This window comes from Tenacibaculum maritimum NCIMB 2154 (assembly GCF_900119795.1).
Lineage (GTDB): Bacteria > Bacteroidota > Bacteroidia > Flavobacteriales > Flavobacteriaceae > Polaribacter > Polaribacter maritimus.
Map to the genome: position 1 here is coordinate 2602876 of NZ_LT634361.1, position 23039 is coordinate 2625914.

14 protein-coding genes and 1 other RNA gene are annotated in these 23039 nt (G+C 30.5%); 4 read left to right on the forward strand and 11 right to left on the reverse strand.

All coding sequences use genetic code 11. The features are described from left to right. Positions 1-328: 328 nt before the first annotated feature. A complete protein-coding gene (locus MARIT_RS11670) occupies positions 329-1534 on the reverse strand; it encodes an NAD(P)-dependent oxidoreductase (protein ID WP_024742308.1) in 1206 nt (401 codons plus the stop codon). Positions 1535-1717: 183 nt separating this feature from the next. Here MARIT_RS11670 and ssrA point away from each other — a divergent pair. Continuing rightward, positions 1718-2111: a transfer-messenger RNA gene (gene ssrA / locus MARIT_RS11675) on the forward strand. A 135-nt stretch (positions 2112-2246) separates the two neighbouring features. On the opposite strand, the gene MARIT_RS11680 is transcribed toward ssrA, so the two are convergent. The 10 genes from MARIT_RS11680 to MARIT_RS11725 all read right to left on the reverse strand — a co-directional run bounded on the left by MARIT_RS11680 (position 2247) and on the right by MARIT_RS11725 (position 19207). Beyond that, a complete protein-coding gene (locus MARIT_RS11680; protein ID WP_100211591.1) occupies positions 2247-3551 on the reverse strand; it encodes a 5-methylcytosine restriction system specificity protein McrC in 1305 nt (434 codons plus the stop codon). After that, positions 3544-5322 (reverse strand): AAA family ATPase, encoded by a 1779-nt coding sequence (locus tag MARIT_RS11685; protein WP_100211592.1) that lies wholly within the window; start codon positions 5320-5322, stop codon positions 3544-3546. Before MARIT_RS11685 ends, MARIT_RS11680 begins: the two co-directional genes overlap by 8 nt. Before the next feature lie 16 nt (positions 5323-5338). Further along, the gene (locus MARIT_RS11690; protein WP_100211593.1) at positions 5339-8329 is read right to left on the reverse strand and encodes a type I restriction endonuclease subunit R; all 2991 of its coding nucleotides are present in this window, start codon (positions 8327-8329) and stop codon (positions 5339-5341) included. A 4-nt stretch (positions 8330-8333) separates the two neighbouring features. Next, positions 8334-11984: a DEAD/DEAH box helicase gene (locus MARIT_RS11695; RefSeq protein ID WP_100211594.1), complete on the reverse strand. Its 3651-nt coding sequence runs from the start codon at positions 11982-11984 to the stop codon at positions 8334-8336. Positions 11985-12011: 27 nt separating this feature from the next. Beyond that, positions 12012-12395, reverse strand: a complete 384-nt coding sequence (locus tag MARIT_RS11700) for a hypothetical protein (RefSeq protein ID WP_100211595.1) — start codon at positions 12393-12395, stop codon at positions 12012-12014. A 2-nt stretch (positions 12396-12397) separates the two neighbouring features. After that, complete coding sequence (locus tag MARIT_RS11705; RefSeq protein WP_100211596.1) at positions 12398-13660, reverse strand: restriction endonuclease subunit S; 1263 nt, start codon at positions 13658-13660, stop codon at positions 12398-12400. Further along, positions 13660-15447: a type I restriction-modification system subunit M gene (locus MARIT_RS11710; protein ID WP_100211597.1), complete on the reverse strand. Its 1788-nt coding sequence runs from the start codon at positions 15445-15447 to the stop codon at positions 13660-13662. The genes MARIT_RS11705 and MARIT_RS11710 overlap by 1 nt, the downstream gene beginning before the upstream one ends. Positions 15448-15531: 84 nt before the next feature. After that, positions 15532-16545 (reverse strand): hypothetical protein, encoded by a 1014-nt coding sequence (locus MARIT_RS11715; RefSeq protein ID WP_100211598.1) that lies wholly within the window; start codon positions 16543-16545, stop codon positions 15532-15534. Further along, complete coding sequence (locus MARIT_RS11720) at positions 16545-18161, reverse strand: AAA family ATPase (RefSeq protein ID WP_100211599.1); 1617 nt, start codon at positions 18159-18161, stop codon at positions 16545-16547. Before MARIT_RS11720 ends, MARIT_RS11715 begins: the two co-directional genes overlap by 1 nt. A 20-nt stretch (positions 18162-18181) precedes the next feature. Then, positions 18182-19207 (reverse strand): helix-turn-helix transcriptional regulator, encoded by a 1026-nt coding sequence (locus tag MARIT_RS11725; protein ID WP_100211600.1) that lies wholly within the window; start codon positions 19205-19207, stop codon positions 18182-18184. 367 nt (positions 19208-19574) lie between these two features. Between MARIT_RS11725 and MARIT_RS11730 the strand changes: the two genes are divergently transcribed. From MARIT_RS11730 to MARIT_RS11740, 3 genes are all read left to right on the forward strand, one after another. Continuing rightward, complete coding sequence (locus MARIT_RS11730; RefSeq protein WP_100211601.1) at positions 19575-21488, forward strand: hypothetical protein; 1914 nt, start codon at positions 19575-19577, stop codon at positions 21486-21488. Positions 21489-21598: 110 nt separating this feature from the next. Continuing rightward, a complete protein-coding gene (locus MARIT_RS11735; RefSeq protein WP_100211602.1) occupies positions 21599-22117 on the forward strand; it encodes an ATP-binding protein in 519 nt (172 codons plus the stop codon). Position 22118: 1 nt separating this feature from the next. Beyond that, positions 22119-23024: a DUF5655 domain-containing protein gene (locus MARIT_RS11740; RefSeq protein ID WP_100212037.1), complete on the forward strand. Its 906-nt coding sequence runs from the start codon at positions 22119-22121 to the stop codon at positions 23022-23024. Positions 23025-23039 lie beyond the last annotated feature (15 nt).

Consider the following 23039-nt stretch of genomic DNA (forward strand, 5'->3'; position numbering starts at 1 on the left):
TAGAGAATTACAGAAAGAGGGATAGTTATACTAACTAAGGCATCGTATGTTACTGAATAGCTCGTTTCTTTTTAAGTTATTTGTCGTTAAAAAATAAAACTATCAAGCCAAGACCATATTGGAACTTGTTACCTAAAACAAGCCTCAAAATAATCACAGCCATCTATCAGTAAAATACGATGCCTTGTAGAGGAGGCAATTTTTTATGTTGCACTTCATTTTTGCTTCGCCTTTCCTCCAAAAAAATAAAGAGAAAGACACAAAGTAAGTCAACCAACCTTTCTTTGCCTCATGTTTCTACAAAAATAGAGGTATGATTCAAAAAAGCTTATTCCTTTCCATCAACATACGCTTGTAAATAAGCATAACGAGGAGTTAATTTTCCATCTTTTGTCATTCTTGCTCTCTCCAAAATCCCCTCTTTATCACCATTATAAAACGCAGGAATTACCGCTTCTAAAAACATTTCTCCAAAACCTTCACTAGCATCTTTAGGCAGTTCACAAGGTAAATTATCTACTGCCATTACTGTAATAGCTCCTTCTTCTTTAAAATCTACTTCCGTTTCAGTTACAGGATCATAACCATATATAGGGTTTGCAATGGTGGATGCTCTTAAGGTAGAAGCTACTGGCCCATCTACATCACAAGAAATATCTGCAATCAATTTAATATTAAAATCAGCATGCCTAGCATCTTCACGAGTAAACAAATACGGAGCGCCGTCACCATAAAAATGTCCTGCTATAAAAAAATCTGTTTCCTTTGCATAAGGCATAAAGTTACTTTCATATCCACTCGGATCTTTATAAAAAGCAAATTTTTCACCTACTTTACCATCTTTGCGTTTGTTATACTCCATTACATCTACCATGCAATAAACGGGTTCTGTAAATTTGGTGGTTAGGTACAAAGCGTCACTTACTTGCTTTATCTGTAAGTGATCTAAAATTTCTTTAGCTCCATAGGCTACTTTTCCTGTTCCAGATAAAAGTATTTTAATAGGTGGCAATGTAATAGCATCTAACTCTTTTTTTACGGCATCTAAATCAGATAGGTTTTCTACTTTAGGTAAAGTGAATCTGTTTTCTTTTAATCCTAATGCTCTAAGTCCATTATACGCCCCTACCAAACCTGCATAACGTCCAAAACCAATTAAACGAGCGCCGTTTTCTTTGACAATTGTTTCATGATCTAACAATTCTATATTTTTTGCTAAGATTGCTTTTAATAAATCTCTGTTATAGGGTTGTTTTTTTATGGTATGTGAAAAGAAAAAGTATTTTTTATTAGGAATCAATGCTGCTACTGGAACCTCTTTTACGCCTAATAGTACTTCACAATCGGAAAGATCTTCTGTTACTTCAAATCCTGCATCTATATATGCTTGGTCTGAAAAAACTCGGATATCTGAACGTTCTACTTTGATGGTTGCTTGTGGAAATTTTTTTTGTAATTCTTGCAATCTTTCTGGAGAGAATACCACTCTTTTATCTGGTGGGTTTTTGCGTTCTTTAATGATACCGAATTTCATTCTTTATATGTATTAAAATTAAACAATTTAGACCTTATTGTTATTCTTTATAACAATAGTTGCAAAAATACTTGTTTTTTAAGTATTCAGCAAACAGTATTTTCTTATATTTGCTTTCTGTAAATTTGCAAACTATTGGCATTGCCTTTGTTAGTGTATTTACGGTGCTTTCTTTGACATATTGGGGACGACTGGTTTTGACAGCAAGGTCAGTGAAATTGTAAGCATACCGAGGACTGAAATAATGCTCGTTAAACTTATTTCAAACATTTAAACGGCGAAGATAACTACGCTTTAGCTGCATAATCTGAATTAATAGTAAGATTGGCCTCGGCACACAAGGTGTGCAAGCTTTATGTCCACGAAAAGCCTTGGTTTATGGCGTTTCATTTTTGGGCATCGTAAAAATAAACATAGAAAACTTGGTGCTTCAACAAGTTTTTGAAATTTTAGAAGATACGTTTGTAATAGGCTGTTTTTGGTCGGTTACATTCCGAAAATCAAACAAAAACTAAGTATGTAGAAAGCTTTTGAGCTGCTTGTTTGGACCCGAGTTCGATTCTCGGCGTCTCCACTTTTAACCTCGTAAAACACTGATTTTGCGAGGTTTGTTTTTTTTTGGACGTCTGTTTTTGTGTCTAATTTTAGAATATGTTTTTTGATTTTTTCAACCAAATGATTAGAAAAACTAATTTTTTATTGGTCAATTGCATTAAGTTATAAGTTCTTTTTCAATAAAAAATAATAGTTTATTTGAAGATTGATTAAACTTAAGCAGTGAATCTTCCGTACTGTCTATATCATCAAGGTTAATACCACTAATTACAAACTTTGTATAATCATTCAAAATACTATTTACAGGTTCTTTTTTGATATTGTTTGAAGTAATAGGATATAACAACCCTGAAATTACTAATTGTTTCTTCTTATTGTAATATGCCTTATAAGTATGAATCTGAAAGAAATCTGATCTATCTACATCTAAATAATGACCTTTCATAAGTTTATATTTAGCATCAAAAACAGCTACCTTATTACCTTTGCTTAATACAATGTCTGGAATTAATTTACGCGAATAAAAGCTACCTTTATAAGATTGTATTGTTTCAGATTCTACTTGCCATCCTTCAAGTTTAAACTTTTCTTGGAATATTTTTAATAAATACATTTCCCAAATTTCAGCCATATCTAAAAAGAATGCGTAACCGTGCTTATTTGAAGCTTGATTATTCATTGTTTTGTTAGCTAAAATGGATATTGATAAATCTAATACTTCTTTGAAGGATTGGTATATTTTTGGCAATTTAGAAGTATCGTAGAATAATTGCCGATTTAAAGATTTACCTCTCGCTAATTCTAATTGGTGTATTATTTGAATTGCGTTTTTTGGTAGTTTATTTATTTGTGGTAAACCGTAACTTTTTGATAGTTTTTTAAATGTTTCATATAACAATGATGCTATATCTGGGTTAATCGTTTTTTCATAACTTGACGATATTAACTTATTGCTGTTTTTATAAGGTAATATACTATCTCTAACTTCTAACTTACCCTTTATTTGTGCTCCAGAAAAAACCCTTTTCTTATTTGTACGAGGTAAACCATACTTATTTGCCTGTATTAATTTAGATAACCAAATTTTAGCAATTATACGTTTTATGTAATCATCTGTGGTGTCAGATTTACTTAATGATTGTTTACTCTTTGCAAATTTGAAATTAAAAATGATTTCTAATAATTCAAATAAAAATAATTCACCAAATCTTGGTTTAATAATAATTTGATATTCTTCCTCTTGAAATATAAATGAAATTTCACCTACAAATCGATTCACCCACCATTGATTATTATAATAATTAAAAACAGGTTCAGCATCTCTTTCTTTATCAGAAAAATGGAAAAATGAATTTTTAGAAACAACTTGAGAGTTCACAAATTGAATTATGTCATAAGACAACTCATTACCAATACAAGTACTTTCTTTTAAATGAATTATATGCTTATTAGTATTAATCAAGTGATGCTTGGAAGAAAGTGTTGTTTAAATCTTGAATCGTTTTTTTCTTTTCATCTTCTTCAACGTTACCTAAATAAGCTTCTAAAATAGGTTGAATAGAAATATCCCAAAGAATAGTTGCAGGACCATTGGCTCTGAATAATTTATCTTTAATTCTATTTGTTTTATTATTAATAGCTTTAAAAGATGAATATATATCCACTATTTCAGCAAAAAATGTATGACCAATTTCAAACTGTTTTCCTAATTCATCCTCATTAGATATGGCAATATTTAAAGCATTTGCAGCATTTATTAATCGTTCTATATCTCTATGTGATAAGCCTGCCTTTTGTTTTTCATTTTTTAAATAAGCAATATCTTGTAAGATACCAGCATTGTAACCGTAAGGGAACCATAAAAAACGACGTCTTAAAGCGAAATCTATTTGCTCTAAAGAAAAGTCGATTTCATTCATTGTACCAATTATGTATAAATTATCTGGTATGTTTAATTTGAAGTTACCAACTGCTGTTACAATATCTTCATTTCTATTTTCCATTGCTGAAAAAACTTCTCCAAAGACTCTTGATAAATCAACACGATTGATTTCATCTAATATCAAAACGTGAGGTAAATTGTCACTATCATTTTTTGCTAAAGCACAATACTCAAATAGTTTGCCTTTTTGTGGTTTGGTTTGTTTATCAACCAATTGCATTCCTGCAACAAAATCTTCGTATGTATAATTTGCGTGTAATTGAAGTCTATGTATTCTATCATTAACAATCGATTCACTATTTGAAAAGAAGGTATCAAGATTCCCTTTATTTTTTAGATAACTTTCTTTTATAAGTGCATTTGCTATTGTATTTGCAGAATGGGTTTTACTTGTTCCTGGTGGGCCATATAAAACAATCGCTTTTTTGTATAATATTGCTTGTAATTCATCATACGGTATATCACTTGCACTATAATTCCATAGTTTTCTTAGGTCATTTTCGTAGAAGTCAAAACCTTCATTTCTCCATTTATTTAGCTTTTCTCTTATTAATAAAATACATTCATCAGCATTGGTGTTTTCACCTTCTTCTTCCTTAATTAGCGACCTAAATGTATGGTAAATTTGAGCTTTATGACCATTAGAAGCAATTCTTTCGTAACGACCTGGAAAAGCACAATATGTTAATATATTACACATCGTAAGAGCCTTATTTTGAAACCTTTCTCTAAATTTTACATCTACAAAATATGTTTCATTCTCACGATTGTATTTAAGATATAAACAAATGGCTTCTACCCATTTTTTTAATTCTTCTAAATCAGCACCTTCAGATTGTTTTTCAACAAGTGTTTTAATTAATTCAATATTAAATGCTATCTCCCAATATTTATTGGTTTTATGAAATTGACCAGCACTACCAAAACCGTATTTATACGGTTCATCATTTATTTTTGAATGCTCTAAACCGGTTATTGTTTTTGTGTAATTTTTCTTTGTTGCTGTTTGCAAGTCATTCACTGAATAAGACCATAACCACTCTGCGTGAGCAAATACAAGTTTTTCATTATATGAAGCTCCTTCAAATTGACTTGCTAACTTTTTTTGAAATTTTAAGTCCTTTTCATCATTATCATTGTAATTTTCAATAAATCTACCTTGAATACTATTTATAGTTTCAATAGAAAGTATATTCGTGTCATCCGTTAAAATGCTATTTTTATGTATTACAAATGAATTGATAAATTCATCGAAAAGCTCGTGTATTCTTGCCCAATTAGGATTTCTCATTTTTTAAAATTTAATTTTATTTACCAATGCCTCTTACACGAGCATCATATAATTCGTTAAACCACATTGTTTTAAATAGCGTGTTAATCTTATCTTCTGTCATTTTATTGTAAAAATCTAACTTCTTATCAATGAAGTTTAAAAACTCGGAATCAACCTTTTCATCAAATTTATCTTTAATATTATCCTTTGAGTTTTCTTTATTAAAATACGACATCAATTCTTCATCTGAATGCAAAGTGCTTTTTACCTTTCTTACCTCCAGTTTATCTTCTTCCGAAAGCTCAATACCATAGGTTTCATTTAAAACCTTTATTATTTTTGTTAGAAAATCTAATTCATCATCGTTTCCTCCCATAGCTCCACTTGGTTTCATTCCCTCTTGTTCACCGTAGCCTTCTCCTGGCTTCATTGCCAAGTTTGTTGTGTATTTATGCTGAATTTTATAACTGTCTAACTCAACATCGTTTATAACATCTAGTGGCAAGGTAGATTTAGCATAAGGCAGTTTTTTAATCAATGCTGTTAAAAACACATACACTTTTTCTAATTCTACATCCGTAAATGTGATGATTTGGCTTAAAAAACGATATAGCTTCACAAAAGAACTAGCTGCGCTTTTAAATGCTGCTTGGTCTTCCTCTTCCAAGTTATCTACAAAACGAGCTGCTATCTCCTCTAAAATAGGTTGTAGTTTTTCAAAGTTATTTTCTTCTGTAAAGAATATACTGGCAAAAGCTTCTACTTCTTGAGGATAATATACTTCAAAACTTTCCACTTGATTTAAACTATCATAAATTGCATTTGGGTCAGTTAAGTTTTCTTCCTGAATAAAGTTTTTACCGTAATATTTTTGAAAATCTGCTTGTACATCTTCTGGGTCGTTTACAAAATCTAATACCATAGTAGATTCCTTACCTCTAGCATTTCTATTTAAACGCGATAAAGTTTGTACTGTACTTGTACCTCCTAATTTTTTATCTACAAACATTGTGTGCATCATAGGTTCATCGAACCCTGTTTGGTATTTGTTTGCTACAATTAACAAGCGATATTTTGGTAGTTTAAGCGCATCGGGAATGCTAATTTTCCCATCTAAATCGTTCATATTGGTTTCGGTGTATTCCTCACCTGTTTCATCATCCTTTACAGTACCTGAAAAAGCCACTAACGCTTCGTAAGGTAATTTCATTTCTCGCATTACATCGTCAAATTTTCTTTTAAAACGTACTGCGTGTAAACGTGATTTGGTTACGAGCATTCCTCTTGCTTTCCCTTGAATTTTATTTTGAGTTTCGGCTGAAAAATGTTCTAAAATAATACGAGCCTTCTTTTCAATTGCGTGGTCTTGTAAATCGACATAATTACCTAAAACACGTACTGTTTTTTTCTTTTCGTATTCTTTATCTTCTATATCGCTACGCTTAATTAATTTATAATAGCGTTTAAATGACATATAATTTTCTAATACATCTAAAATGAAACCTTCTTTAATGGCTTGTTCCATTGAGTAAATATCAAATGGTTCTTTACCACCATCTGGTTGTACTGTACCAAATAACTCAATGGTTTTAGGTTTTGGGGTTGCGGTAAAGGCAAATTGTGAAATATTAGGCTGTTGCCCTTTTTTACTGATTTCATCTGCTATTACCTCATCTAAATCCTTTGCAGGTGTATCTTTTTCTGCTGCTTCTTCTAAACTTAATGCTTTACGCATATGCCTTGAAGTTTCACCGGATTGTGAACTATGCGCTTCATCAATAATTACTGCATATTTCTTATCTAACTTTTGAGATACCTCATCTGAAATTACAGGGAATTTCTGTATGGTAGTAATTATGATTCTTGTTCCGTGTTCTATTTCTCTTTTTAAATCTTTCGCCGTTGTTTTTTCATCTAAATAAGCAACCATACCTGGTATGTTATCTATCTGCCTGATGTTTTCTTGAATTTGAGTATTTAATACACGTCTATCCGTTAATACAAAAATAGAATCGAATAAGGCTGTTTGGTCTGTATAATTTTGGTAGAAATTAGCCAAACGATATGCTAACCACGTGATGGTATTAGATTTACCTGAACCTGCAGAATGTTGTATTAAATAGTTAGTGCCTGTACCATCAATTTTTAATTGGTCTAATAAACGCCTAACCGCTTTTAATTGATGAAATCTAGGAAATAATAACTTGGTAGATTTTTTTTCTACAATTGCTTTTGTTTTTGGGTCGTAGGCTTTGTCTACATCTTCTTGTAGATTGATAAAGTTTTGCGCTAAATCCAATACTGAATCTTTACGTAAAATATCTTCCCAAACATAGGCTGTGGCAAAGCCATTAGGATTGTAATTACGTAAACCTTGATTAAAAGGCAAAAAGAAGGTTGATTTACCATCTAATTTGGTTGTCATAAATACTTTTTCTGTACCGATAGCAAAGTGTACTAAACAACGTTGAAACTCCAACAGGGGTTCGCCATTTGGGTCACGATCCTGCATATACTGTTTAATGGCATTGTGGTGGTTTTGCCCTGTAAGTGCATTTTTTAATTCTGCTGTAGCTACAGGAATACCATTAATAAAAAAACATAAGTCTAATTCATTATTATTTTTAGTAGAATATGCTAATTGCCTAATAACAGACAATCGGTTTTGTGCATACCAAGTTTCGTGCTCTGGTGTTTTGTTATTAGCAGGTTGAAAATAAACCAAATCTAAACGCTCACCCGAAATGCGTAATTTACTACGTAAGGTTTTTAAGGTTTTGTTGTTGCGTAAACTTTTGGCAATCGCTTCTACTATTTTAGTATCTGTAGCTATCCCTAAATGGGTTTGTATGTTTTGGTATTTTTTTGGTTGACTTTCTTTTATAAATGCCAATACATCTTCTGGTATGATGCATAATTTTTTATCGTACTTGTTTTTGTGTACCACATTATACTCTTTAACCTCTTGGGTTAAATAGTTTACAATATGGTCTTCAAAATGTATTTCTTTGGTTCCTCCTGCCATAATATTATCTATTAATCATTTTTTTGTGTGCTGCCTTAAGGATATCAGGTTTTGACATTGCAACTTTATCAAACAACACTATCTTCTCTCTTAATGAGAGATACACTTCATCTGTATTATTACACCACCACTTATAAAACTCTACTGGTTTGTTTTTGTATGGCACTAAAGCTTTCATAGGTTTATCGTATCCTTTAAAGTTAATCCTTAATTTTAATCCTAAAGACCTTTTAAAATATTCATAATGATGCAATTTCAATCTATTAGAGAGAATATCAAATACACTTTTATCAATTGTAAATTGATGCTTTCTTTTTTCTTGATCAAATGCAACTGGGTTATGATTCAACCATTCACTAACCTTTAGTGTTTCTTGCTTACCATCTACCTCAATTGTCAATAAATTATCCATATTATAATAGGTTTCTGAATTGGCTTTAAAGATGTGAATGTTATTATCTTCCTTTTTACTTTTATCAGTATAATCTCCTGTTAGTTTTTTAGCTTTTTTATTAAGATGTTTAATAATATCTAAGTCATTAGATTCATTAGATTGATAGTTTTCTTTTAACATATCTACATCTTCACCTAAAAAATAGTCTTCTATAAAATCCCAACGCTCTTTGTTGGTAAATCCATTTAAAAAGAAATGATCAAAAATTTCATTACTTAAATAATGACGTTCTAATGTTTTTTCTAATAATGTATTTTTATAATATGAATTGTTTGCATCACGTTCTATACGTTGCGGATCGTTTATACGAATGAACACCATTGGGTTTTCACCTCCCTTTATTTCAAAAGTTCCTATTTGTAGCATTTCCATAAAGTAACCTAAACGCACATAGGTTACAGCATTAGATTCTTTATTAGTTATAAACCTATTTACAATTGCCTCGTCTGTATTTTCAAAAAGGCGACCAAACCTTTTGAGCATCGCTGCAAATGCTTGTAAATAACGATTATTAAATACACGGTATTTGTATTGATGTCTTTCCTTTTTTCTCTGCAAAAATGCCCCATCTTCAATAACACCTGGTTGTATCATTCTTCCAGAGAATGTAGACAATACAAATTTTGATAATTTTTCTGCTTTTACATCGTCTTGTAAAACGTTCTTTAGCTTTGCTTGTAATTCTTCTTGTGTAAAAAAGCCTTGCATTTGAACAAAAGCTTGTTGCAATGCGTTAAACAAAACATCTAATTGCTGGTAAGCTTGATTGTAATTAATACTTCTTTCAAATGAAATTTTTAATTGTGGTTTCACTTCTACATTAATTCCTCTAAAAAGTTTACCATTATAAAATTCACGTTTTAGACTAGGAAAACTTTTATCGCTAAAGTTTTGCATCCATATTTTATCTAAATCAACCTCAACTATTACGTTTTGGTATAATTTAGTAATTTCTCTTACCGCATTGGGATAATGGTTCTTTAGCGTTGCAAATTCGTGTTCACTAACACTTGCAAAAACCACAACGAATAATTTTTTAGGACGAGCAATTAAAACATTGAACCTATTTTTTGCCAAATAATCTTTTTCAATCATCATTAAAGCTGTGAGTACCTTTTGATCGAGGTCTATGGCATTTTCAAAAATATGACCAAAGTCGTCTATAGATAAAAGTAGGTTTCTAGATTTATGTTTTAGATAGGCTTTATGTATTTTTTCTAACACTTCTCTAATTTGGTACTGGCGCAATGCAGACATACCGTGAAGTGCTTTACTAAATCGCTGATCTTGTGACGAGTAATTTAAAGCTGCATATCCTTTTATTTTAGGATTTCTTGCAACCCTTCCTATTTCTTGTACATAATCTGGTAGTAAACCTGATGGTGCGTGATGATAGACCACTTGGATGTCTGATATATCGACACCCATACCAAATGCTTTGGTAGATACCATTACTTTACGATCGCTATTTTTAAACTGTCGGTATGCTAATTCTTTTAAATGGGAATCTAATGAACCATAATACCCAGTGGCTATATCTGGCGCATCGTTTAATTCTGATAAAATTTGTTTGATGTGTTTGGTATAAGGTGTATACACCAAGGTTTTTAAACCAATTTTATCTATATCTCTAATAAAAGAAACGGTTTGATTGAGTTTACTACGCTCGTAACGAGACTCAAATTTATCGTAGTTATTAATAACAAACTCAATATCGTCTCGTTTTACTTGCCCTATAAATATATGTGGGTTTTGCATTACCAAACTATCGATACTATCGAACACCATATCGTTAGAACCTCCATAAATAGCTGTAGCTGTAACAGCTACCATTGGAAACTGTATATTTTTATACTTGCGTATTTTACGAATGTGATTTCCTAAAAACCAATAATCTACTCTAAAATCTCTTCCCCAAGTAGTAATAAGGTGTGCTTCATCTATAACCAACAGTCCTAAAGTTCGTTCGCCTATAAAGTGGGATATGTCATAAGAAAGTAATAACTCTGGTGACATATACAAAATATCAATCTCACCATCTTTACAGTTGTCTATAATACGTTCTCTATCTATTAAACTTAATTCACTATTTAAATAGGCTACTTTGTTATATTCTCTATCTGCAATAATGCCTTTTACTTGATCTTTCATTAAGGCTATTAATGGTGATACTATAATTGTAACATCGCCGTTTTTAGACACGTGAAATGATGGTAATTGAAACAATAAAGACTTACCAGCACCCGTTGGTGCAGTTAAAAATAAATCTCTAACTTCTTTACTGGCTTTGGCATTTTCATACTCTTGTATAATGGTATCTACTATTAAACCTTGAGAGATTTCAATAATTTCTTTACTTGAGTTTGGGTTTTTATAAACTTTTAAGTTTCTAAAATTAGCGTTATTGCCCCAATATTTTTTTAATGCTGCTGTAGTTTCAGGTAATGGTTTATAATCTTCTTCAACAGAAACTTCTGGTAGAAAAAACAACTCGCCTCCTAAAATTTCTAGAAAGGCATTTATTTTTCGTACTAAAGCTTGAGCGTTTTCGTTTTTAGGTTGCTTTTGGTGTTGCTTGATAAAAGCTACTTTTTGATTTGAACCTTGAAGCACATTGTTAACAAACACATCTAAATCGTATGCATCAGAAAGGTCTATGAGGTCATAATCTCCTATAGGCTCATCAAACTCTAGTTCGCTTTCCTCTTGATGTAACTGTATGGTTTTTATTTGTTGCGACACAGATTTTAGAGCATAAAAATATTCATCACCAATTTTTAATTGTTCTGCGTGATGCAATGGCATATTGTCACTACGCCTTTCTATATTTTCTTTTTCTTCTTTTTCTAGATAAAACTTTTTATCTAGTGGGTACAATTGTCTTAAATTATCTTCAAGAATAACCAAACGATCCATAAAAAAAGATGCATCTATATAACTGAACAAGTACGTTAATTGCGCATAAGAAATTAAGTGATACTCTTTGGGTGTGTTTAAAGTGGTGAAAAAATTGGCAAACCATTCTTTACTAAAAGTTGTGTGCTCTTCTGACAGAAAGGTAGCTTTATCTGTAATATGCGTTTCTTCGAACCTATTTAAACAATCTGCGTTAATACCTTGGACTACAAAAATAGCATTAGCCTTTTTGTGACTTTGAATGCATTGACTAATTTTTGAATGGTAATAGGTTGCTATGTTCATTTTAAATATTTAAAATTATTTATACTGTTAGGCAATTAACTTTTTTCTCCATTTATTTAATTCCTCTGCTATTTCGTATAGTTCTTTGGTAACGGATTCTTCTATAAGGTTATTTAAGGTTTTAATAAACTCTTCGGGATTTTCAAAATAGCCGTACAAATCTCTATTTTCTTGAAGCTTTTTGTACAACCATTGCATTACATTACCGCGTTGTATATGCTTTTGGTGCTCTTTTCTTTTACTATTTAAGGCTTCGTGATTGTTATAACCAGAATATACGTGACTTATAAGCTCATTACGTTGTTGCCAACCTGTAGCATTGGTTTTTGAGCTATTAATTTCTAGCTCCTTTTCTAACTCTAGAAATGTTTTTACAAACCGCTTTTGTATGTCTAACGCTGCCTTATCCATAATTAGCTATTTGGTAGTTGCCAATCTCTAACATCAATTTTACCCGTTACTGCTTCTGAAATTAAAGACTGACGATAGGCTTTGAGTTTTTGGATAGAATTTTTAATTTTATAAATTAAATCATTTGCCTTTTTAATTTTAATATTTATAAAATTCTTTATCTCAATTTGTTCTTCAACTGGTGGATTTGGTATTTGAATATTCATTAAAGCATCTTGAGTAAGCTTCGGTTGTGCTGAACCTTCAATTATCGGTGTAAAATCAATTAATTCTAGTAATTCAGTATAAAACTCAATATCTCCTATTTTAGGATGAAGTATATGCGCGTGATTGTTAACCCAATATTTACCATCAGCAATAAATACCAACCTTTTTGAACGTGATATAAGATTTGCTCCATCTTCTCCAATCAAAATATTTTTCCCTTCAAACAAATAGTCTTCTACTTTATCTATGACCCCTGAAGCTCCATAATAATCATATACTTTATTTTTCATTACACCTCTTTTAGATGAACTTAGAGGAATTCTAATATTATTTAGATTATTTAAGACATACTTCAACTTAACTACCTCCCAATGCTCTGGAATTTCCCCCAACCACTCAATACCACTATCTTTTAAGGCTACATTTTTATTTAACCCTTTGGTTACTGCTTCGTTAATAATGGCTTGTCGTTGCTCTTGTAGTTTTTGTATTAGGGTTTCTTTTTTGCTAATTAAGGTATCTATTAATTGGGTATGGTAATCGAGATAGGCTGCGATTTGGGTTTGTTCTTGTTTTGGTGGTAATAACATTTTTAAGCCTTTTAAAACATCACCACTAACGTGAGGAATACCCATACCAATTGTATTCTCTTGAATATGTTTTTCACCTAGTTGTAATAAATAATTAAGATAAGTTGACTCAAAATCAGAATCAGTTATATCAATTTTCGCCATAGTTGATGAGAGCACACCCTTTTTAGCTTTCACAATTTCACCTGCTTTAGAACCATCCCATAATATCAGAATATCTCCATCATCTACAAACACTAATCCTTTTTCATCTATTGAAGCATAAGTAGGATTTGAAGTTTTATCTCTTAAAAACTCCATTGACAAATATGGCAATAAATTTTCACCACTTTCATCATAATCAACTTTAGGTTTTCTTCCTTTGGTAATATTGCTAATCCATTTTAGGCTTACGCTTTTCCAATTTTCTGGAATCTTACCAATCCATTCTACATCACTATCCTTATATGTTTCGTATGCTTTTTCCATTAGCTAATCAAGTCTTTTAATAAGTTAGCAATGTCATTCTCCAAGGTTATAATCTCCCTTTTAATTTCACTCGCTGGTCGTAAAGGTGTATAGTTGTAGAAATACTTGGTAAAGTTAATTTCGTAACCAATACGGGTTTTATCGTAATCTATCCACGCATTAGGTACGTGTGGTTTTACTTCGTTTTCAAAATAGGTTTCTACATCTTCAGTCAATGGAACACTTTCTGAATCTCGTTTTTTGGTGTCTGGTTTTGGGTTGCCTTTACTGTCTTTAACAATATTCCCTTTAGCATCTACTTTAGGCTGTTCTACCGTTAATTGGTAGTAGCCAAAGTATTCGTTATCGAATATTTTAGAGTGGTCGGTTTCCTCGAAGTTTTGGTACATTTCCAATAACTGCGCAATGTGTTGCGATGTGATTTCGTTTCGTTTGTTACCCAAACTCTTTTTGTTGGGTTGGCAGAATAGGTGTTTTTCTTTATCCTTTCCATTTCCTTCTGTAATTATGGTTTCTTTAGCATCACCATTTATCAACTGCACTTTCCCTTTACGATGTGGTGCTTTATTATTGGTTAAAAACCAGATGTACGTGTTAATACCTGTGTTGTAGAATAAATCTTTAGGTAATGCCACGATGCATTCTAACCAATCGTTTTCTATAATCCAACGACGTATATCGCTCTCACCACTACCCGCAGCACCTGTAAATAAAGGAGAACCATTGGTAACCACACCAATACGAGAACCTTCACGCTCCATTTTAGAAAGCATATGCTGTAAGAACAGTAATTGCCCATCGCTTACTCGTGGTGTACCTGCATAGAAACGTCCAGAAGGGTTTAAAGCTTCATTTTCAATAAACTTTCGGTCTTTTTTCCACGTAACACCATACGGTGGATTTGCCATCATATAATGAAAGGATTTTCCCTGAAAACGGTCTTCGCTAAAGGAATTACCGTGTTTGATATTATTGGCATCTTCTCCTGTAATTAAGGCTTCAGATTTAGCAATAGCATACGATTGTTCGTTTATTTCTTGTCCGTAGGTTACCAATGTTGGTTTATGATTACTATCGGCACATACCTTGTCGAGAATAAACTTTTTACCCAAGTTTACCATACCACCAGTACCACAAGCAGGGTCAAAAATGGTACGAATGATGCCTGGTTGCGATAACTTTTCTTTTTCGCCTGCGAACAAGAAATTATTCATAATTTCAATGACATCACGAGGTGTAAAATGCTCTCCTGCGGTTTCGTTAGATTGCTCGTTTGAGATACGGATTAATTCCTCAAATACATAACCCATACCGTGATTGTCGATAGCCTCTGTATGTAAATCAATTTTACAGATGGCATCAATCATTTCGTATAACAATCTGTTTTTTACCAAACGTGCTACAATTTTATCGAATTGAAAACTCTCTAAAATTTCTTGTACTTCTGGGTTAAAACTTTGCAAGTAGTTGTTAAAGTTAATTTCTATGTATTGTGGTTCGTCTTTTAACGACTGTAAGGTATGTTTAGAGGTATTGTAAAATTTTAAGCCACCTGCTGCTTTACGCAACACAGGAATTAATTTTTCTGAAGATAGCTTATCGTGGAATTTTTCGAAAGTTTCACGAACTTTGGCATTTACTGGTTGTAAAATACAATCTAATCTGCGGATCACTACAAACGGTAGAACTACATCGCCAATTTCATTTTTTTTGAAGGCATCACGTAATACATCGTCTGTAATCTGCCAAATAAATCCTACTTCTACTTTGTTATTTTGGTTGCTCATTTTTAGTGCTTGTTGTCTTTTATTTTGTTTGACATTGCAAATATGGGAATAATGTGTGCATTATTGGTGCACAGATTATTTTAATTAATTTAATAGACGGTTTTTGATTGTTTTGTTTTTGTTACATCCGAATAACATTCTTCCTGAAGAATTCCCATTAACACTCACATACTCACATACACTGTTGGAAATTTTTTCCAATTTTATTATTGTATTATCTGATGCTTGAAAATATTTTGTACCAAGATTATCTAAATTCGAAAATATTTCAAAATGTTCAAATTCATTATCAAACCTTACGTCTTCGATTTTTTTTGCGTGAAAAACATCATAACCTTGATCGGTTTTACCAAAAACATAATTACTTATTAGACGTCTTCTATGAATTGTGGATCCAAGCACTAATTCAAGGTTAATTTCGAATTCTCTTAATGGTTTTATTAACGCTACTAATTTCCCATATTCTTTAATCCACCATTCATTAGTTTTGTCATTATCTTCTGCAAAAATTGTTACGTCATAATCAATAGCCAATTCATTTGGTAGATAAGCATCAAGGAAATTAACCAAATTACTAAACCCTCTATTTAAATTATTATCTTCATTATTGAAATAATAATTATCTGTTATAATTAAACTATTTGATAATGGTTTATCAAAACTTAAAATTCCTTTCCAATTTGTATCAATTGTTTGTGCTTTTTCTAAGTCTAAAGAGAATGCAAAAGTAAAAATACTCTCAGGAAGATTACTAGTTGAATATACTGCCATTCCATAATCTTTACGCACATTTAGAGCTAAATTATCTTCTATGTCTAATAAAAAAATTGATTTTGGCTTATCTACAATTTGAGTTAAATCTGTTTTTATGTTTGTAAAATAAGTATCTAACGCTACTGGCAACTCCATTGTAGCCGAAGCGTTATATGCTATAAAAATTGGATCTTCTGCATCTAATAATTTCTCCTTCAAATCACTATCATTGATATTAACACATACAGGTAAACCACTTGTAATAACTTTGTGCCAGTGAGGAAAATATTCAGAAAACAAAGCTATGTTGTCCAATATTTCTTTTTCGGTGTATAGGGTTGTCATTAAGCTTGTTTTTTACGTAATTCTTTAATCATCTTCATTGTCAAACTACCTGCTTCATTGTAAAATCCAGGACCAAAGTCTCTATCAAACTTTCCTTTTGAATTGAACTTCATTTCGTAAGGTCCTTCTTTTTTATGAAAATAAAATATTTTAAAAGGATTAGGATTTAATTCATCATTTAATATATAATCTTCTTGAATTGCAATTAACTGAGCTTTTCTGATTATGTATTCTGAATGTGTTTCTACTAAAAACTGCACATTTTTACTAGATACTTCCAATAGGAAATCGCTCAATTTTGATTGCAATTCAGGATGTAAATTCAATTCCGGCTCTTCAATTAATACTGTAGGCTTATTCTTCTTATTAACCTTTTTATCATAAATAATCGTTGCTAACTTTAAAATAAGACTCATCACTTGAAGTGACCCCATTCCTTTATCTGATAAGTGATTTTGAGCACCATCTTCTAAAACGTGGAATTCGTAAGCCTCTCCAGCATAAAACTCTATTGAAAAATCTTCGCCAACTTCAAATTCCTTCATCCAATATTTTACAAATTTTTTCGAATCAGCCTTTTTATCTAATCCAGCTTGTTTAAAATTATGTATGGCTTGCGCTAAATCATTATTCTTATCACGCAAAGCAAATAAGGCAGATTGCTTACTAGGATTCGCTGGTATATAATGAAAAGATTGCTCGTTGATGATGTTACTCACTTTGTTTGCCCATTTTTCTAGTTTTCCTTTATTTTGATGAACTTCAATAGAGTTAGGATTAAAATCATCATCTATATTATTTCTAGCTGTTTCTGCATCTTTTTTATATTGAATATCATTAAACCATAGTACAATACTTATAAACTCTTGTATCATCGTGTCTTCAGATAATACAATATTGTCAAAATCATCATCATCTTCCTTTACCTCATACATATCCTCTACACGCAAAAATTTGAGTGGATACGTGACATCATAGTCATAGGCTCCTTCCTCTTTTACATCTCTATTTAGTTTATCAATTTTTTCGATTTGTTTTAAAATCCCATTTTTTTTATCATTAAGTGCTAAATATTCTTTTGATGCTTTAGAAGGTATATTTACAAGTTCTTGTTCAATTTTCAGAAGATCTTCAGATAAGCGTTGCTTTTGCATATCGATTTCTTGAACATTTGAATCAATAAGTTTTTGCCCTTTTTTTAGGTTTATGTTTTCTTCTATATAATCGACCTTTAAAGAAATAGCATCATTAGGATCGTTAACAGTAAAGGTTTGAACTTTTGCTTTGGTATTATCATCTTTACCTGTAATAACTACAGAAAATTCTATGTTATTTAGTATGACTTTAAACTCAATTAAATCAGAGGTTGACTTATTATTTTTTGCTCTACCAAAGGTTACAATATTCGCATCTTCGAGTACCGAATTATCAAAAGAAAATGTATTATATAGTTGATTTTGTAAATAATCCATCATTAAAAGTTGGGCTTTCACCATTGTAGATTTACCTGAATTGTTTCGTCCTACCATATAGGTAATATTTCCTAATTGAAGCATTGGGAAATTTTGGAAACGTCTGAAATTTTTAAAGGAAATACCTTTTGTTTGTTTTTTCATTTTTTCAAATATTGTTCTTATTAGTGCATTGTATATACACTGTTATAGTTTCCCATCATCATTTTAGTTCTTTCTTTTAAAGATTTCCTTAATGCTTCAGGTTCTAATACTGTTAATCTTTCTCCGTATTGTAGTAGCACACTTTCTAATTCGTAATTTGGAATGAGCTGTAAGCAAATATCAATATAGTCTTGTTGTTCTTGTTTAATCTTTTGAGAACCGTGTAATGGTTTTGTTTTAATATATGGCCATAATGATTTTTCAATTCTTATGGTTATTTCAATAGGGTTTTGATTTTCGTCAAAAGTTACACCAATAATATCTTCAAAGTATTCTTTAAAATCGATACTAGTTTCTGCATATTGCTTATCTGATATTTCAATATTAATTATACGGTCTAATGCCAAATTGGTAATGTTATCAAAGTTCGGGTTTTGACCAAATGAAAACCAACGATTATTATACTGCTTTAAGTAATAAGGATGAAACTCTATAATCGTGTTTAATCCCGATTTAAAACTCTCATAAGTGACTAATAAAACCGTTTTATTAATAATGGCGTGATATAACGTATTAATAAATTCTTTACCCTTTAAAAATTCATTCTGATCGAACTCAATAATTTCATTAGCCTGTTTACCAAATTGAAAGGATGCTTCTAATCTGGTGGTTATATTTTCAATCCATTCAAATTGAGGTAAGCCTTTAAATCTGTTTAATGTTATTAATGTTTCCTTTAACTCTAATGCTTCTGATTCGGTAAGCGGTTGATTATTGATAGAGAAATTTACATCACTGTAGTAATAATATACCTTTCTACCCATTTTATCCTTTTCAATGGGTGCGTTATAACCGTTCTCACTCATCATAAAAGCTATATCGTCATATACTTGCCTTTTCTGAACACCTTCTGCGTTTCCTGTAAAGTTTTCAATAGCAGATTGACAGGTATTTACTAAATCATCAATAAAATACCTTTTAGATTTATTTCTGAAACATTTATCTAATGCTTGGTATCGGATTATGGTGTGTTTTGTGTTTGGCATGAAATAAATATTTGATTTTATAGCACTTTTAGTAAGTAAAAATAAAATTATTATTGTAATCTCTCATAAATTTATGAGATTTTACCACTAACTATTTTTCGATTCTAAATTGAAGTTGAAAAGAGTTTTCGTTTTTTAAAAAAGGAAACGCAAAATGCGCAAAAAGATAATAGATAAAACTCAGGTTTTAATGTAATTGTCTCTGTAATCTTTTTACGCAAAAATTGAAAAAGTTAATGAAACCATTATTTTATTGAAATTATCGAGAAAAGATTTAAGGAAAGTAAATATCATAATATTTTTTCCTATTATTGTTATGTGATTGGCAAGAACTATTTCGCATAGTTAATTTTAAACTTGTATAATCATGAATGATATTTTTTTTAATACCAAAAAACAGGCTCTCCTTTTATATGGGCAAGGGGCTAAAACCGATGCGTATTCACTTGTTTGGAATGAAATCCCATTTAACAAAATGGTAGATTGGTATTTGAAGAAAACAAAAAAAGCTTTCTTTAAAGATGATTTTTTTTACAATTCATTTTTAACTAAACAATCTGCTGTTTGGGTTAGGGAAGCCAAAGCTATTGAATTATGGAAAAATTATCTTATACATAATACTTCCATAGAGTTTGAATATTATGTAGCCTATAATAATCCAGATCTTTTTATTGAAGGCTATAAAGAAACATTACTTTTCTTAGATAATTCTCGATTACTAACTTTAAAAAATGGCAAGTTACCACCAGCTGTTAAAGAGGAAATCTTAATATGGGAAAAACTTTCAGATTTGCTAAATACTACATGGAATAAAGTTTCTTGTAAAATTAAAGGTTTAAACAAGTCTAAACATGAATTTATTGTTGCCTCATGTGCTGCTTTTGAAGCGTATGTCTATAATAACAATCAAGACCCTATTAAGTTTCAATATGGAGGTGATGTTTTAAGTATATTAATTGCTTATGCACAGTCTGAGATACAAGAAGAAACAAAAGAGCTTACATATGAAAACATCTATCAAATTTACCTAGAAGAAGTATGGAAAAAAGAGTTTAAATCTATATTCACTTTAGTGAACGAATATGTAATTAATAAAGATATTATATATAGATATGCCTATGAACCTAGATTAAAAGTTAAAATAAATGATATAGGTGAAATAGTAGTTTTAGAAGATGAAGTATTTAACATTAAATGGAATTATGATGCTGATAGATATTCTTTGAATGAAAATATGTATTATAAACTTGGAGTAGAATCTTACGCAGAACATTTGGAAAAAGGACAAATTATTTTTCATAACAATAATAAATCTGAAGAGAATATTATGGGAAATGCATTGTGTAATGGAATCAAACTTGCTATTAATGATTTAGGTATGAAAGAAAAAGAAATGAAAAATAAAATTCCTTTACTTACGGCAATTACTTTTTTACAGGGGTTAGCAACAAGAAAATATCATACATTTATAAAGCCTTTACATAATACCGCCTCAAAAAGTAAAAGTACTTATATAGAAGGAACATTATCGTTACAAAATAAAGAACTTATACTTATTTCTGATGTTGAAAATTTTCATCAAATGACAAATAATTCAGGGATAAAGTGTTCCACAGAAAATATGGAAAAGATCATATCTAATTTTTCTTTTAATTGGAAGACTAATCGGAAGATAAAAAAATTTGATCCTTTTAAATTAACTATAAATTTATGGCAAAAGCCATTTATAAAACTAGGAGGAAATATTATAGCTCCAATGTCTATTTTAACAAGTTTTGTAGGATTATATGCAATAACAGAAGCTTTATTTAAAAATTTTAAACCAGATGACGGAACTTCTATTGAAAATATATTGTGTGAATATTATAAAGACATGCCATGGGATACTAAGATTGAATTAGCAAGTGTTCAAGAAAAAGGAGATGTAGATGTTATAATGGAGGATGATTTACATATTGTTTATTTACAATTGAAACGTACTAGTCAGAAAACGAATACTTTTGAGTTAGCTAAACAAAAAAAACAAGATAAAAAAGCAATTTCTCAACTTCAATTAGCAGCAGCAACATATAAAGGTAAAAAACAAATTCATTTATGGTATGTATCGACCGCTTTGGAAGGGTTAGGAATTAAAACTAATAATGTTTTTAAGGTAGGTTATCAAGATTTACTTCATATTAGTAGGTTAAATTTATATAGTAATAAGTTAAAATCATTGGAAGGTTTTATAGAAATTGTAGAAACGGATCAGTTCTATAAAGATAATCGTAATAATAATTAATCACCTAGATTAATTATTATGCCCATAATGAAAAATATCAACCCTGTTTTAAAACATAAAATTCATATATTTGGATTAATAATCCCTTCGAAAAAGGGGAAGCTTACACAATGGTACATAGAGATTATAATTCTGTTAATGGTTTCTTACAAGTCTCTATATTTTCTGATAGAACAGAAATAGCTAATTATGGTGGTTTACCAGAAGGTATTACATTAAAAGACTTAAGAAGAGAACATAACTCTATACTACGTAATCCAGATATTGCTAAAATATGTTTTATAAGAAAGTATATAGAAATGCTTGGAAGTGGTACTTTAAGAATGATTAACGATTGTAAGAAGAATAAGTTTAAAACACCTTCTTGGAAACAAAAGAATAATATTACTACAGTTGTTTTTCCGGAACTTAAAGCTATACTTAAAAATGACGAGGGTGTAAAAAATGAACTTATTAGTATTTATGAAATTATTGAAACAACACCTAATTTAAAAACTAAAGATATAGCTAGTATAATAAATAAAGGTTTATCAACTACAGAACGTTATCTTAAAAAGTTAAAAGATAAAGATTTTATTGAATTTGTAGGTTCTTCTAAAACTGGTGGCTACGATATTAAAAAAAATTAAGATGCACTTATATAACTTAAAATCCAAAGAATCAATTAGTATTCTAAAAGAGAAACCATTCAAGTTAGAAAAAGAGATACAATCCCTTTTTGAAAATAATTTAAAGGAGCTCATGAATTTACAATTGGTAAAATCTGAGTTTTCTATTAAAAACAAACGCATTGATACTTTAGCGTATGATACACAATCAAATGCATTTATAATTATTGAATATAAGCGTAATAAAAACATTAGCGTTGTTGACCAAGGGTTTACCTATTTAAGCTTAATGCTTGAAAACAAAGCGGATTTTATTATAGAATATAACGAAACTTTAAAGCAACATTTAAAACGTACCGATGTAGATTGGAGTCAAACAAGGGTCGTTTTTGTTTCAACGAGTTTTACAGAAAATCAAAAAACAGCCACCAATTTTAAAGATATTGCTATTGAATTGTGGGAAGTAAAACGTTATGAAAACAATTTAATTAGCGTAAACCAAATAAAGAAAAGTAAATCAGCAGAGAGTATAAAACCCATAACAGCTAGCAATACACAATTAGAAGCAGTTACCAAAGAAATCAAAGTTTATACCGAAGAATTTCATTTAGATGGTTATCCAGATAAAGTGAAAGAACTTTACGAAACCTATAAGGAAGCTATTTTACATCTAGCGGACGATATAGAATTAGTCCCTAAAAAATTATACATCGCTTTTAAAAAGGATAAAAACATAGCTGATATTGTTACACTTAAAAAAGGGATTAAATTATTTATCAACTTACCAAAGGGCAAACTAGAAGATCCTAAAAACTTAATGCGTGATGTATCAAATACAGGACATTGGGGGAATGGCGATTATGAATTAATGATAACGAATACTGATATATTAGAATATGTTTTGTATTTAATCAAACAGGCAATATAGCTTAGAATACGGTAC

Excerpts from the sequence above, each read along its gene's own strand:
- MARIT_RS11670 (WP_024742308.1), bottom strand. The coding sequence starts at position 1,534 with ATGAAATTCGGTATCATTAAAGAACGCAAAAACCCACCAGATAAAAGA.
- MARIT_RS11685 (WP_100211592.1), bottom strand. The coding sequence starts at position 5,322 with ATGAGAAATCCTAATTGGGCAAGAATACACGAGCTTTTCGATGAATTT.
- MARIT_RS11690 (WP_100211593.1), bottom strand. The coding sequence starts at position 8,329 with ATGGCAGGAGGAACCAAAGAAATACATTTTGAAGACCATATTGTAAAC.
- MARIT_RS11695 (WP_100211594.1), bottom strand. The coding sequence starts at position 11,984 with ATGAACATAGCAACCTATTACCATTCAAAAATTAGTCAATGCATTCAA.
- MARIT_RS11700 (WP_100211595.1), bottom strand. The coding sequence starts at position 12,395 with ATGGATAAGGCAGCGTTAGACATACAAAAGCGGTTTGTAAAAACATTT.
- MARIT_RS11705 (WP_100211596.1), bottom strand. The coding sequence starts at position 13,660 with ATGGAAAAAGCATACGAAACATATAAGGATAGTGATGTAGAATGGATT.
- MARIT_RS11710 (WP_100211597.1), bottom strand. The coding sequence starts at position 15,447 with ATGAGCAACCAAAATAACAAAGTAGAAGTAGGATTTATTTGGCAGATT.
- MARIT_RS11715 (WP_100211598.1), bottom strand. The coding sequence starts at position 16,545 with ATGACAACCCTATACACCGAAAAAGAAATATTGGACAACATAGCTTTG.
- MARIT_RS11720 (WP_100211599.1), bottom strand. The coding sequence starts at position 18,161 with ATGAAAAAACAAACAAAAGGTATTTCCTTTAAAAATTTCAGACGTTTC.
- MARIT_RS11725 (WP_100211600.1), bottom strand. The coding sequence starts at position 19,207 with ATGCCAAACACAAAACACACCATAATCCGATACCAAGCATTAGATAAA.
- MARIT_RS11730 (WP_100211601.1), top strand. The coding sequence starts at position 19,575 with ATGAATGATATTTTTTTTAATACCAAAAAACAGGCTCTCCTTTTATAT.
- MARIT_RS11735 (WP_100211602.1), top strand. The coding sequence starts at position 21,599 with ATGGTACATAGAGATTATAATTCTGTTAATGGTTTCTTACAAGTCTCT.
- MARIT_RS11740 (WP_100212037.1), top strand. The coding sequence starts at position 22,119 with ATGCACTTATATAACTTAAAATCCAAAGAATCAATTAGTATTCTAAAA.